The 13386-nt window shown below is 53.0% G+C and carries 12 protein-coding genes and 3 pseudogenes; 8 read left to right on the top strand and 7 right to left on the bottom strand.

The annotated features are described in order from the left end of the window. Nucleotides 1–140 precede the first annotated feature (140 nt). Nucleotides 141–710 carry a GNAT family N-acetyltransferase gene (locus HX868_RS21705; protein WP_177004328.1) on the top strand — a complete coding sequence of 190 codons (570 nt, stop codon included), beginning with the start codon at nt 141–143 and terminating at the stop codon, nt 708–710. Nucleotides 711–914: 204 nt separating this feature from the next. On the opposite strand, the pseudogene HX868_RS21700 reads toward HX868_RS21705, so the two are convergent. Next, a pseudogene (locus tag HX868_RS21700) lies at nt 915–1241 on the bottom strand (hypothetical protein); the annotation flags it as partial. 131 nt (nt 1242–1372) lie between these two features. Between HX868_RS21700 and HX868_RS21695 the strand changes: the two are divergent. The 4 genes and pseudogenes from HX868_RS21695 to HX868_RS21680 all read left to right on the top strand — a co-directional run. After that, nucleotides 1373–1821: pseudogene (locus HX868_RS21695) on the top strand (IS66 family transposase); the annotation flags it as partial. A gap of 368 nt (nt 1822–2189) precedes the next feature. Next, nucleotides 2190–3065, top strand: coding sequence for a LysR family transcriptional regulator (locus HX868_RS21690; protein WP_177004327.1), 876 nt, complete (start codon nt 2190–2192; stop codon nt 3063–3065). Between the two features lie 105 nt (nt 3066–3170). Then, nucleotides 3171–4337, top strand: coding sequence for a pyridoxal phosphate-dependent aminotransferase (locus HX868_RS21685; protein ID WP_177004326.1), 1167 nt, complete (start codon nt 3171–3173; stop codon nt 4335–4337). Further along, nucleotides 4334–5260 (top strand): AEC family transporter, encoded by a 927-nt coding sequence (locus tag HX868_RS21680; protein ID WP_177004325.1) that lies wholly within the window; start codon nt 4334–4336, stop codon nt 5258–5260. Before HX868_RS21685 ends, HX868_RS21680 begins: the two co-directional genes overlap by 4 nt. Before the next feature lie 717 nt (nt 5261–5977). Here the strand turns inward: HX868_RS21680 and HX868_RS21675 are convergent. The 4 genes and pseudogenes from HX868_RS21675 to HX868_RS31320 all read right to left on the bottom strand — a co-directional run bounded on the left by HX868_RS21675 (nt 5978) and on the right by HX868_RS31320 (nt 7910). Continuing rightward, entirely contained in the window at nt 5978–6427 is a 450-nt protein-coding gene (locus HX868_RS21675) for a GNAT family N-acetyltransferase (protein WP_177004324.1), read from the bottom strand. 242 nt (nt 6428–6669) lie between these two features. Beyond that, nucleotides 6670–6735 carry a hypothetical protein gene (locus HX868_RS30880; protein ID WP_236648095.1) on the bottom strand — a complete coding sequence of 22 codons (66 nt, stop codon included), beginning with the start codon at nt 6733–6735 and terminating at the stop codon, nt 6670–6672. Nucleotides 6736–7154: 419 nt separating this feature from the next. Beyond that, the gene (locus tag HX868_RS31325) at nt 7155–7526 is read right to left on the bottom strand and encodes an aldehyde dehydrogenase family protein (protein WP_177004364.1); all 372 of its coding nucleotides are present in this window, start codon (nt 7524–7526) and stop codon (nt 7155–7157) included. A 14-nt stretch (nt 7527–7540) separates the two neighbouring features. Beyond that, a pseudogene (locus HX868_RS31320) lies at nt 7541–7910 on the bottom strand (aldehyde dehydrogenase family protein). A 62-nt stretch (nt 7911–7972) separates the two neighbouring features. Here HX868_RS31320 and HX868_RS30875 point away from each other — a divergent pair. Beyond that, nucleotides 7973–8731 carry a TIR domain-containing protein gene (locus HX868_RS30875; RefSeq protein ID WP_242462631.1) on the top strand — a complete coding sequence of 253 codons (759 nt, stop codon included), beginning with the start codon at nt 7973–7975 and terminating at the stop codon, nt 8729–8731. A gap of 157 nt (nt 8732–8888) precedes the next feature. On the opposite strand, the gene HX868_RS21645 is transcribed toward HX868_RS30875, so the two are convergent. Further along, a complete protein-coding gene (locus HX868_RS21645; protein WP_053152181.1) occupies nt 8889–9683 on the bottom strand; it encodes an aminoglycoside phosphotransferase family protein in 795 nt (264 codons plus the stop codon). A 514-nt stretch (nt 9684–10197) separates the two neighbouring features. On the opposite strand from HX868_RS21645, the gene HX868_RS31315 reads away from it, so the two are divergent. Beyond that, nucleotides 10198–10581, top strand: a complete 384-nt coding sequence (locus tag HX868_RS31315; protein ID WP_081007143.1) for a GNAT family N-acetyltransferase — start codon at nt 10198–10200, stop codon at nt 10579–10581. Nucleotides 10582–11015: 434 nt separating this feature from the next. On the opposite strand, the gene HX868_RS21635 is transcribed toward HX868_RS31315, so the two are convergent. Further along, entirely contained in the window at nt 11016–11804 is a 789-nt protein-coding gene (locus HX868_RS21635) for a phosphotransferase (RefSeq protein WP_081007142.1), read from the bottom strand. Nucleotides 11805–12335: 531 nt separating this feature from the next. Here HX868_RS21635 and HX868_RS21630 point away from each other — a divergent pair. After that, a complete protein-coding gene (locus HX868_RS21630) occupies nt 12336–12665 on the top strand; it encodes a DHCW motif cupin fold protein (RefSeq protein WP_019816788.1) in 330 nt (109 codons plus the stop codon). Nucleotides 12666–13386 lie beyond the last annotated feature (721 nt).

Here is a 13386-nt window from a genome sequence, read left to right as displayed (position 1 = left end):
AGTGATACATAACGCCCGTATACACTCTACTGCCACCAGGAGTTCACTTGAGATAGCTCTTTGGCCGACTCGCTCACCTGATCGGCCGATTCGAATGGCGCTAAGAGTCATGTGTAGCCCAATTGTCGCGAGAAGTAGAAATGATCGAGCAAAATAAATTTGTTAAAACCCTTGAGAAAGACTTTACAACAGCCGTCCCTATCTCTGATGGAGTAGTGACTATCCGGCTTATGTCCAATCTCGATGCAGATGCCTATGCAACCGGAGCAGACGACGCTCTAGTCAAGCGTTTCGCTCACCTTCCGCTGGGAAAATATACACCACAGGTTGTTCGCGACATGATCCGAGGCGTAATCGCGGACGGGTTGCGCGATAGAACACTGGCAGTTTTAGCGATCGCCGACACACGATCAGACTCCTTTCTTGGGAGTTTAGTAATCTTTGATATAAAGAAGGATGAAGCAGAGATTGGCTATTGGGTTGCACCTACGCATAGAGGTCGTGGTGTATCCAGGCGAGCTCTCATTCTGAGCACAGAGATTGCGCGCATTTTGGGTTTAAAAAAACTGCGCGCTCGCACTGTTAGAGAAAACCCTGCATCAGAGAAAAGCCTTATCAAAGCTGGATTCTCTCAAGTCAGCGAGCCACAGCTTGAGGAAACACCATCTGGAAAACTTGAGATGGGCATATGTTATTGCCTTGAAGTATGAAATATCAGCCAACCCACCGAAGTCTGTGTGCGTGATCAACTGCCGCGTACGACTCCAGACTGAACCCCATGCCGTAATCCAGCATCGCGTAGCGCGCCAGCATCATGCGCTGCCCTCGGCTCTCGGCCAGCCCCTGTTTGGCGAGCAAGTGAGCGCGCTGCTGCATTGCCTACTTGGCCTCGCCACCTCATCATCGAGTGCGAATCCGCACTCAAGGTCGCCCAGGAAAAAGTAGACTGCCGTTGCGACCCCGGCGATATGATCGAAACCTTGAAACGCACCATTAGGTGTCACCGAGACGGCAGTTGCGATACCAACCCCCGCGAGCCACATTGGGGGAATAAAGCCCAGTACCGAAGTCGGCACCAGAACTTCGCCCACGCAGTGCAAGAGCGCTCCTGCCAGCAGACACCCCATTCCCATCCGCAGCGTGTTCAGGATTCCCCAGCAGGTAATCAGTCGCTTCATGATTCTTGCGGTAGCCATCATCGCGAAAGCTACTGTCGCAAATAGCAAGCTGAACTGAAGCTGTTACAACGGTCGCGGTAGGGACGGCAGTTACCTGCCGCCCCCCCCGCACAGATCCGTACATGCGGAACTACCGCATACGGCTCCTGCCTCGGGTAACCAAGCACGCATTGCACTCGATTGGCGGCTAGTAAGAAGCTGAACGCCAGACGCGAGACTTGAGCGATGAGGATCGCTGGCGAATACGTCAGGAAAAGGCGGCACCGATATCAAAACGCTGCATGACTGGATGTTGGCCCAGCGCGATCTGGTGCCCAATGGATCAGCGACGGTCAAGGCCCTGGACTACAGCCTTAAACGCTGCACGGCGCTGACGCGCTACTTGGACGACGGGGCTGCGCGCATCGACAACAATCTAGTAGAGAATCAGATCCGACCGTGGGCACTTGGGCGCTCGAACTGGTTGTTTACCGATTCGCTACACAGTGGTAGATGGGCAGCTGCGAGCATGAGCTTGATCCAGGCTGTGCGCATCAATGGGCACGATCCGTACACCTAACTAAAGGACGTTCTAACTCGTTTACCAACGCAACGAGCAAGTGAGATAGGCCATCTGCTGCCATATCAGTGGACTCTTGCCTAACTTGCGGAGGTCAGTTAAGCAGACGCTTACATTGGCTGGTCGATGCCACCGCCGGTGTTCAATCGTTTTCCTCTGCGATTGATGGGGGATCACCGCGACGCCTGTAGTTACCTGCCCATTACGCGTACAGAATGCACTATCACGAGTGCTAGGCCATATAGCTATCTGAAACTGCACCAATCGTCTGAAACGATGCTGACGAGTGTATCATCACCGTGCTTCACTGAGTGATTTAGCAGCTCAATAGCATCGACGACTGATCAAGATTGCTAGGCGCCTGTAGAAGGCCATGACCAGTTTCGTAAAAAAAGCACTTATTAAATCAATACAGTCACCTGCTTGCCGACTGCAACGCAGGAGAGATCAATATGTCATTGCGCGCGCTTCGTACCTTAATCGCTATCGTTCACCACGGTTCGTTTACGCGAGCCGCAGACACCGTTCATCTCACACAATCGGCTGTGAGCCTGCACATAAAGTCGCTTGAAGAGGAGTTCAATGCTGCGTTGTTTGACCGCTCGCGTCGCTTGCCCGTGTTAACCGACGCAGGCTATTTGGCGGTGGAGCGGGCGCGCGAGATCGTTGCACTTTACGACAGCATTGCTGTGGACATTGGTAGTGATAACGAGCTTCGCGGTCGACTGAAAATTGGTGCCATCCAGACGGCACTGGCCGGTGCTTTACCTCTTGCCCTGGCCGCCTTAGCTGCCGAGCACCCACATCTACGCATAAACGTAGCCTCGGGTATGTCTGCCGAATTGGCCACGCGCGTAGAGGCTGGCGAGTTGGATGTCGCGATCACTACAGAGCCTGTGAAACCGCACCCCTACGGCTTGGTTAGTACATCACTTTACGAAGAAGGCTTTTGGATCATTGCCCCGAGCTCATGCGCAGGTCTAGATTTTCGGCAGATCCTTCAAAAACTACCTTTCATCCGCTTCGACCGCCGGGCTTGGGCTGGGCGTACCATTGATCGGGAGCTTCGTCGATTGCGATTGCGCGTGCAAACCAGTATGGAATTGGACAGCCAGGATGCGATCATCCAGATGGTCGCCAGCGGTTTGGGGGTGTCAGTGGTTCCGCTATCCAACCAAAATCTTGAACACCTCAAGCACCTAGAAGTCCAGCCGTTTGGATCACCGCAAAAATCGCGTCGCGTTGTGATCTTGGAGCAGGAAGAACGGCCATGCGGACGACTGGCAGCAGCCCTGGCGCAGGCGGTAAAAAGGCATGCTCCTACCTAACGACAAATGAGTAAAACTTGTCGAATCGTGAATTTTAAATCGTTTTTACTTTAGGTATCGACTCCTTATCGTAGTGCCCATACAAACGTACTCCGTGAAGGCACCATGCACAGCAATGAAACTCCAACCAGCGCTTTCCAATCGCCGATTCTACTCATGGCAAAACGTGCTGCCGCCATGCGCGCTGAGGGGCGAGACATAGTTGACCTAACACTCGGCGAACCTGATTTCAATGCCCCTAAGCACGTGCTGGACGCAGCGCATCTAGCGCTAGGTAGCCGCCTAACCTATTCCCCGTCAAACGGTATTGAGCCCCTTCGCAGTGCTATCCGTATGCGGGCTCGAGAAGACCGGGGATTAGATTTCGATGACGATCAAATCACGGTTGGTTGTGGCGCAAAACAGATCATCTTTAACGCCTTTCAAGCTACCCTCAAGCCGGGTGATGAGGTTATTGTCCCGGCCCCTTACTGGGCCAGCTATCCAGGGATGATTAAGATGTGCGGTGCCCAACCGATCATCCTTCCGACCGCCGCTTCGGAAGGATTCCGATTGACAGCGGAGCACTTGGCAGCAGGTTTCCGCCTGGCAAAATCGCCCAAGTGGGTGATTCTCAATGCACCTGGTAATCCGTCCGGTTCACTGTACTCCGAAACCGATTTGCAAGCATTGGCTGAAGTTCTGCGCCAGTACCCAGAGGTGATGATACTGTCTGACGATATCTACGCAGAAATCCGATTCAATCAAGAGCCTTATCAGACATTAGCGTCGGTAGCACCAGACCTAGCAGAACGTATCCTTATCGTCGACGGTGTATCCAAAGCATACGCCATGACAGGTTGGCGCGTAGGATGGGGTTGCGGGTCGAGATCGCTGATTTCGGCAATGACTACAGTGCAATCTCAAAACTGTACGCAGACCAGTACCTTGAGCCAGCTCGCTGCGGTCGCTGCGCTTGAGGGGCCACGAGATTTTCTTGCTGAGCGCAATGCGATCTATCGTCAGCGCCGAGATGCCGCACTTCATGTTCTCCAGGCGAGCGATAAAATGGAAGTATCGCGCCCGGAGGGTGCGTTCTATCTACTTCCTCAGATCAAAACGAGTATTGACGATCAATCGCTCGCACTTGATCTGCTCGAAGTCGGTGTTGCAACGGTTCCCGGAAGTGCTTTTGGTCTGCCTAGGCATCTGCGCCTTTCCTTCGCCACCGACGAAGCTACCTTAGTTGAAGGATGTACGCGGTTGGTTCGTGCGCTAGAGGCGTACTCGTGACTGCCGAACTTTTGATTGCACTCACGCCTATTGCCCTGCTGATTGTCATGGGCGCCGGGCTCAAGCGCAGTCAGTTTTTTGAAGACACCTTCTGGGCACAGGCAGAACGCCTAGGCTACTACCTTCTCCTGCCCGCGCTGTTTTTGCATGGTCTGGCGACCGCCAAGTTGGACAACGTGCCAGTCCAAGGGATGATCATGGCGCTTGTACTCTCGACGGTCATGGTCGCAGTGCTGATGGTCGGCGCCCGTAGGATTATTAAAGGTAACGACGCGGCGTTCACTTCCGTCTTCCAAGGAGGGCTGCGGTATAACAATTATGTGGGTGTCTCGGTGGTGGCCGGCTTGTTCGGTGCCCAGGGGATCGCTCTGGCTGCCGTAGCCAATGCGGCCATAGTGCCGACAGTGAATATTTTGTGTGTCCTGGTGTTCGCGCGCTACGGCACAGGAGGCAAGATGTCTGCGGGCAAGGTTGCCAAGCTGTTGGCACTTAACCCTTTGGTACTCGCTTGCTTCGGGGGAATACTGCTTCAGACTCTAGGATTAGGCCTGCCTGCTGGCATCGAGCCGGTTATCAAGGCATTAGGGCAAGCGTCCTTACCACTGGGCCTGCTTTGCGTAGGGGCAGCCCTTGAGCTGGGCTCAGTGCAGAGTTGGATTCGCCCCGTGGCGTATTCATCGGTGGTCAAGTTCATGATTATGCCGCTGACCACGCTGTGTGCATGTCATTTATTTGGATTGGACGGCAGAGCAGCAATCGCGGCGTTGCTTTTCCAGGCACTGCCTACAGCTTCTTCATCCTACATCATGGCGCGACAGTTAGGCGGGGACGCACCTCTTATGGCGGGGATAATTGCCAGTCAAACCTTACTTGCAGCACTGGCACTACCAATCGCAGTGATCGTTTTGATTCCTTGGATTTGATGATCATGATCCATCATCAGTCGGGAAGGCTGGATTTGATGCGAAAACTCGTCTACAAATTTAACGCGCCCTATAAATTTGTACGCATGAGTCGGAGTGGTCGCGGTGAAGAGATAGCCATTTGCTAATGGCATCGGCATCCTGACATTGAACGGAAAAAAGCCTACTCAACACAGACTGATACCACCCTCTCGGATGCCAGAGCAGCAAAATTGTGTTCACTGGACGTTTACGTTCTACCTGAATTCGAGGGGCGCGGGTTGGGGGGCGGGCTAATGGATAAAGCAGAGACTAGCCAAGCGAGTGGCTTCTATAAAGCCCTCGGCTGACAGCCCGTGGAGCACTTACCAGAAGGTGATGTTTAGTTTGAAAAGTGCTAGAAATAATTGTTAAAAATTGTGCTGACTAGAGAATTACGCTTAGGTGCGCATCCGCTTGATAACGCAAGATGTGTTCGTCGAATGGTTAAGATGCTGAGACGTCCACCATTTGATATGCAGATTAAGTCGTTGTTCTGCAGCGTGGTCGCGTCGTTAAGAACAAGAACGCATACGGAATTGAAGAACCTGAACGGTGTTTATGCTGCGCTTACAAAATCGAGGCTTTGAGCCACTCCTTCAAACGCTCACTAGCGTCCTTGTTTTCGTACGACTCTCGCCTCGCAAAGAAACATCCGCGAAAATTTGTAGTACGGGCCCTTGCCGGCCCCATACCTATCTATTGACGCAACTGCAGGGTCATATCCCAACAATCCATGCCTGGTCCATGACCATCAGGCGTGACCTTTACAGGAACGAAACCGAATCTGCCATAGAAGCGTTGTGTGTGTTGACTCGTACTTATACACACCATTTTGATTGACGGCAGAGCTCGTATTGCCGAGAGTCGGGCCTCAATCAATGCGCGCCCCAAACCTTGGCCATGTAGTTTTTGGTCGACCATTCCCCAGCAAAGACTAGCCACATTATCGCCGTGCCCAAGAGCATACCCCCCACAAGCGAGGATCTTCTCGCACCGCTCAACGACGTAGAATGTTTGACTCGAAGTGCGCAGAAAATCACAGAATGCTGTGCGCTCTGTTGCGTCGAAGAAATCTGGTGTGTTGCCATCAAACAGACGCAGGCACTCATCAAAGTCACTTAACTGATAGAGACGTATTTTTGTCATAGCTTTACTCTCTCAAAGATTTACGGGAATAAAAGACAAGATCTCCGTGCTTCGCCTTCATCGCACGATAGGTATGGTGCATTGCTTCAAGATGTCCTTTGCTAATCGCTCAACAACTACCATGGCATCGGGCTCATCGGCAAGCTGGGCGAAACGCTCACTCATTTCGCGCCGATCGTGCTCCGCAATGGCCTCAATCATTGCCTGTTTATTGGGAAAATAATGAAACAGGTTGCCAGGACTCATCCTTCAGCGGCACAGATCTCATTGGTCGACGTGCCGCGAAAGCCTTTTTCGGAAAAGCACATGACGGCAGCTTCGAGGATATGGCGCAGCTTTGCCTGATGCTACTCAGAATCAACCTTTCTCATCTCCTCTCCCCAGAAGCAGGTGTAGATTTGCGCCGTGTTAATTAGATTGACTACTTAGTCTAACTGCATAATAAACTCAAGCACAGTCAAGCAACAAAAAAACGCAGAAGCCGCAAAATAACCACAGATCACTGCAAGTGCTGAGCCACAAGTCACAAACACTTCTGTTCCAATAGCTCCGACACCAAATATCTTATTGTTCACTGAGGTGGGTTGAAGACTTTCGGAGAAAAATGTAATTCCTTTCCCCCTATTCATCTCAGCGCTACACCGTCGTCTCAACAAGTAACACCCATGAAGAATTTGAAAACTCAAAACCACCCAACTTTCGTGGACTGAGCGGTCTTGGGCTGTCTTCAAATGCCTATCTGACTGATCAACTTCGTCGTCAAGTAAGCCTCAAGACCTTCTGTTCCACCTCCGCTACCATGACCACTCGCCCTGACTCCACCAAACGGAGTTTCCGGCAAGGCTAGGCCAAAGTGGTTGATCGAGACCATTCCTGCCTGTAAGCGATTACCCAACTCGGTCGCCGTTTTCAACGACTTGGTGAACCCGAACGCTGCCAGCCCATACTCCAGGCTGATAGCTTGGGCAATGACGCTATCCAGATCAGTGAAGCGCAGTAACGGTGCCACAGGACCGAAAGGCTGCTCGTTGAGGAGTCGTGCCTGTTGCGGTACATCGACCAATACTGTCGGTTCGAAAAAATGGCCCTTGTCACCAATGCGCTTCCCTCCCGTTAACGTTCCCCCCCCAGCTCTGCTGCGTCAGCCAGCAACTCCTGAACCATCATCAAACACCGAGCGTTGGCCAACGGTCTCATCTGACTGGTTGGAGCGAATCCGTCACCTATCTTGAGCTGGTCTGCTAACTTGGTAAATCTTTGAGCGAAAGCGGCGAATACTGTTTCATGCACGTAGAAACGCGAGGGCGAGGCACATACCTGCCCGGCGTTGCGAAAAAGCCAAAGTGGCAGCGCCCTCAATATCGGCATCCTCACACACGATAAACGGTGCATGCCCCCCTAACTCCATCGTTGTCAATTTCAAGTGAGACGCAGCCAGAGCACCAAGCTGTCGGCCTATGGCCGTCGAGCCGGTGAAGGACACTACGGATAATCGGGGACCTGATCTGGTAATCGGAGACGTAAGCAGGGTTAGGCACACGTTTCATGCTGTCCGAGGAAGCGTTCCTGCATCCTGCCTATAAGCAAAAAGTACTCGACGCCGACACTGGCGACACCGTCCTGGTCGGACGTGGAGCGTTACCGGTACGCAGCGTGCGCAACGCTTTTACCGAACGAGTTGAACAGGCCGAGCGCGACGGCATGCCACAGGCTGCGCCCGACGCCGACGCTTCACTGCTGGCTTCTGCCAGTTTGAAGCAAGCCTCATTCGACGGCGATGTCAGCGACGGCAAAGTGGAAGCGGGGCAATGTGCAGGGCTGATCCATCAACTACTGCTAGCCGCCGAAATCATGAACTCACTCATCGAAGAACTCGAACAGGCCCTTGGCCATGATGAAGGCGCACGTGAGACCGTGGCTCGATTTTTGATGCAGCTGGGCTTTGAGCCGATCATTTTGCACGAGCAAGCCAATCAGGGCCGTACGGTCATGGAGAAGGTCGAAGCACATGGACAAGTGGATTTTGCCGTGGTGCTGCTGACGCCGGACGACGAGGGTTGTGCCAAAGGAGGCAAGCCGGAGCCGCGAGCCCGGCAGAACGTCCTGCTGGAGTTGGGCTATTTTCTGGGCCGTTTAGGCCGCGCCAAGGTCTGTGCGTTGAAACGCGGCACTCTGGAGATTCCTAGTGATTTTGCTGGTGTGGTGTGGGAGCCCATGGAAGGTAATAGCTGGAAACAAGCCTTGGGCCGTGAGCTTGAAGCCGCCGGTCATGAGATCGATTGGAACAAGGTCATGCGGGGGTAAGCCAGCTTCTAATTTCTTCCTTGTCAGCCTTCCATTGATGAGCGGCAAGCAAACCTGTTTGGTGACCGCTTACGGCCAAAAGTAGTCTATCGAGACCATTAGCTATCGCAACCCAAGGTTGACAGAAAAGTATTCTGGCCTCGCCCTACCGTAAAACTCACAAACCGAGCGCCAACGCTGCAAGCTTCGCCACCTCAAGGGGGGCATCCGGCTCAATGTCGTCCTCGAGCATCCAGGCTGCTGACAACCCCGCCCATGCGAGCACCCACTGCAACAACCTGTGGCGATCAATTTCGGAGGCGTGTGCCACGACCCCTATACGGCGCTCGAAACACCCTGGAGCCAAAGCGCTTTTGCTATCCGGATTGCAGAAAATATTCGCGTAATCGAAGCCGCGCTCACCGTACAGTCCCTTAGGATCGATAGCGAGCCATCCCTTGGCGCCAAAGTCCAAGACATTTCCGTGATGGATGTCGCCATGCAGTACCGTGACTTCGCGAGGTGCGCCTAAAAGTTGGCGGGCGGTTTCTGCACACTGTTCAAAGACTCCTCTGTGCGTTGCCGCTGCGCTCCATAAGGCTTCGAACCGGTTAACCAGGGGGACCAAAGCAGGCAGCGGTTTTGTACTTGGTATGTGGAGGCGGCGGACCACCGAACAGATAATACGAGTAGCCTCGTCGTCCTGGCCGCAGCTCACCATGTGCGCCAGGGAGACCGAGCCGTTCGCACGCTCCATGAGTAAGGCCTCACCGTCATGTGCCAGCACTGGAGCAGCTCCTTCACCGTCCCACCAAGCCATGAGCAGATTGCCTGCCCGCTCTTCCAGCGCTTGCGAAATTTTGAGCATGGCTGGTAGGCCGTGGTGGCGAACGGGCAGTAGATGTCCATTCAGCGAGGCGAAAGCATCACCGTCGATGGTCAGTTCCCATCGTTTCAAGTATTGATCAAACATGAATTCATTAACTTTCGCACTTTCCGGAGCAGCATTATGAATGATTGAGACGTGAGACTAAACGTCTGGTTTTGGCGGGCTGCTGCCTTCTCCGACCGGCCGCTTTGGGTCGTTAGCTGCCGCAACGTCCGTTGACCGTGGATGAAAACTCGAGTAGGGGGTGGTTCAAAATTGGTAAGAGAAGGCGGTGGTTGCTCTGTAACCTTTTGCTTTAAAGGGGCTGCCATTAATTGGTCCAATCCATCACGGATTTGGGGGCTAATTTCTGCATCCATGGCAGCAGTCGAGCAAAGCAGACGCAGATCTGAGCGGGTAGACTCTTGGGTGACCCATTGGAATTGCGCGAGGCCCAAGTGTGGACGGAGTGGTAAAAATCCGCAGAGCATGTGTAGACGATGCTGAGGTGTTAGGAGTGATTGGTCCTGCTGCTTATGCAGCGTCCTATCATTACCTATGGAATGACTGCGTAGCTTTAGCCCATCAACTCGATACCTTTAGTACGTCAGCATTTTTGATGCTGCTGCGACAAGCTGAATCAAGGCTTTGGGTAGCCGAGGTTGCTGGGGTTGTGGTTGGATTCTTAACCATGATGGTTGACTCTCGAAACCCGATCACGCACGAATGCGGGGGAGCGGAGATTTCTAGGATCTATCTTCTACCGGGCAGTCAGAAGTCGGGGTTAGGGTTTCGACTTGTGTCTGCAGCAATCGAGCACGCGAAAGAGTTAGGGCTGACGCACGTATGGCTGGATGTAATGGCGTCTGCAGTAAATGCAAGAAACGCCTATCTCAAGTGGGGCTTTTCAGAGATAGGAAGTAAAAATTTTCCTCGTCAAGTCAAAGCGGAGTATTCACAAATGGTTGTACTGAGGATGGACCTCCGTACCAGCGTCTCGTAGTGGCGCCTGGTCTCAAAGTGTAGTCGTACCTTTCGCTGTCGACCTCTGAACGAAAAGTGGTAGGTTACAGCTCGGCGCTAACAGGTGAAGTGGTAAAAAATTGGTACACAGTCTGATGATGATCAACAGAGGCCTTTAAAATTAAGGCTTACAGCGTGTGTGCGTCCAATCCATCACCGAAAAGGCTGATAGTTTCGTATGATTGGCAGCAACCGACCCGAAGTGGTCGCTGGTCCACTCCAGGCATTCATGTGCCGTATTTTAATTGTGCTGGATATCGTATCCGAGCCCAGTTTCTCTGCAACGCAGTCGCTCGACTGTGGAAAGTCTAACTTAGTTAGACCTATATAGTTCGCGCTCAATCTCCCCTTTGTAGAACCGGGTATGGCCGCCTTTTGATGGGAAGAGGCGGCGGAAAAATCAGCGGGGATAGATCATCTTACGATTGCCCGATTGAGCGTGGCTTGGTGTTTTATGATCCAGGCTGCACTGCGCGCTCTCCACGATATACCCCAGAGCGGATCAATCTCTTGGCTATCCATCGTCACCCGCGCCGCAATTGCTTCGTTCGCGGCACTGAAAATGGCAAAGTCCCTCACTTTATCAATGAAACCAGCGCGTTGAGAACGGGGGACACCATATCCATCGAGTAGCAACCGCATTTGATGAGCACGGACTTCAATCGAGGGCAGCCCCTGCTTTTCAGCGATGTCGTCATCTACTAACTGAGCGTTTAGCCAGCAGGCTTGTGCGAGTTCGATCAATGGGTCAACGGGGCCAGCCTCTTCCCAATCAATGAGCGCAAACGGTAACTGATTACGACATACGATATTCCAAGGGCCCGTATCGCAATGGCCTATTACTGAAGGGGTACCCAACCCGCGGCCAAACCATGGACGCCATTGAGCGTTATCTGGAGGTACAAAAGTATTAGTCGCCAGGTGCAACTCTCTCAGTATGCGTCCCAGGAGCGGTAGGGCTTCATCTTCCCAAGGCTTAGGATGGACAAAATCACCATCCAAAAACGAAACCATTTCCCGTCCTTTGGAATCGAGGCCGGTACCTACCAGTCTTGGCGAGTATTCGAAGCCGACTCGCTCCAAATGCTCGAGCAGCGCAACGGTTGTCATTGACCAAGGAGTAGGTGCGCGGAAAACAACATCTCCCTTCTTCGTTACCAAAGATCTGCCCCCACCCTGAAGAATAGTCTCCAATTCGTCCAAAACTTTTACCTTCTAAGTTAACAGCATCTGTCCAGGTTACGAAAAACTGGACAGGTTAACCCAATGAGTAATCTCGGCTTCTGGCCAGTTGATGTGGTTAAAACCGTAATAACACGTCCATCGTTGACTAGTCACTTGTCAGGGTGGGCGACTCGCTTCAAAAACTCAAGCAAAGCAGTGGCAGGGCTTGGCATTGCCGCAATCGGCGAGATTCGGGGGGGGGGGTGGTGGTACAAAAGTGGTACGGGGGTTTTTTGGGTGCGCTACAGGGCACGTATTACAGTGACTCCAGAATTAGACGTTCCAATCCATCACCGAAAAGGCTGATGTTATCCGCTCGCGACCGGCAGTAGTCGACCCAAAGTGGTCAATGAGTTACCCGCGATAGCAGCACCGAATGGCTATCCAGTGGCAGGGTGAAGGCAGTTTCTGTCACCGCGCCTGTATTACATAAATGCGGGCCTTCTGTGTCTATCGGCACCATTGCTCGAATGATACGGTCTGAATTTATTGCATTTCGATGAGGCAACAATGGATCTCACTGCAATCCCATTTGGTACCACCGATTGGTCAACGATAGAGCCGGTGGCACATCCCGGTCAGACAGGCACAGCTTATTGGCGTACCTGCCAGTTTGGTTCAGAGCGTGTGCGGATGGTCGAATACAGCCCTGGATATCTGGCCGATCACTGGTGTTGGAGGGGGCACATCTTGTTGTGCCTGGAGGGTCAGTTGCATACAGAACTGGAAGATGGTCGTCAGTTCACACTGACGCCTGGCATGAGCTATCAGGTGGGCAATAATGCTGAGGGACATCGGTCATTCACTACGATCGGGGCGAAGTTGTTCATTGTGGATTAGGCGTGGGGGCGACCTGTCAAACGCCCCCCCCAATCCGTTGGCAGCTGATGCTCCCGCAATCTGGGGTCGGAAATACTTCTGTGCGGATGACTGCTTCTGGCCGATTGCTGCCTTCCACAGCACGATCACCGGTCAGCAATCAACAAACCAGTTGTAAAAATGGTATCCCGCGGTAACCGACACAGCACATGTGCCAAGCGTCAATAGAGACCACTGTCCTTCGACACCAAGCCACCACTGCACCTTGAACAGAAGAGCCCCCACCAATACGCAGGCCAGAACACCAAGAGCTAGGCCTACCAACGCGAACAGCCGAGCCCCTAACGCTGGATTTCCGCCGTGCCAGTTCTCACTCAGGCAAAAGGGGCAATGATTGAACGAAGGCGAATACCCCCAGAAACCACGGCTATATGACGCTCTCGGAACCATCGCTTTGCCACAGTTGTGGCAGGTAACCATCGAGTGTCTCATACCGCACCTCAGCTCAAATCGTCTTAGATGAGCCCATGGTGCGCTGCCGCTGAAAAAACCCAACTGCGTGACCTGACATCTACCCAGCAACCGGTCTGAGCTGGGCATCAAACCCTTCTGGCCAGCTAACCGAGGTTGTGCTGTACACGACCGACTCTATTAAATGCTCCCGGTGGTTGACTGGCCTCGCCCGGTCGCTAACGAGATTCAGGACGCCAGTTCAACTCCTTAAATAGCCGCTCATCGGAAA

It is taken from the genome of Pseudomonas reactans, assembly GCF_013385825.1.
GTDB classification, from domain to species: domain Bacteria; phylum Pseudomonadota; class Gammaproteobacteria; order Pseudomonadales; family Pseudomonadaceae; genus Aquipseudomonas; species Aquipseudomonas reactans.
Note: the sequence above shows the minus strand (reverse complement) of the source record. Positions and strands in the feature narration are given on the sequence as shown.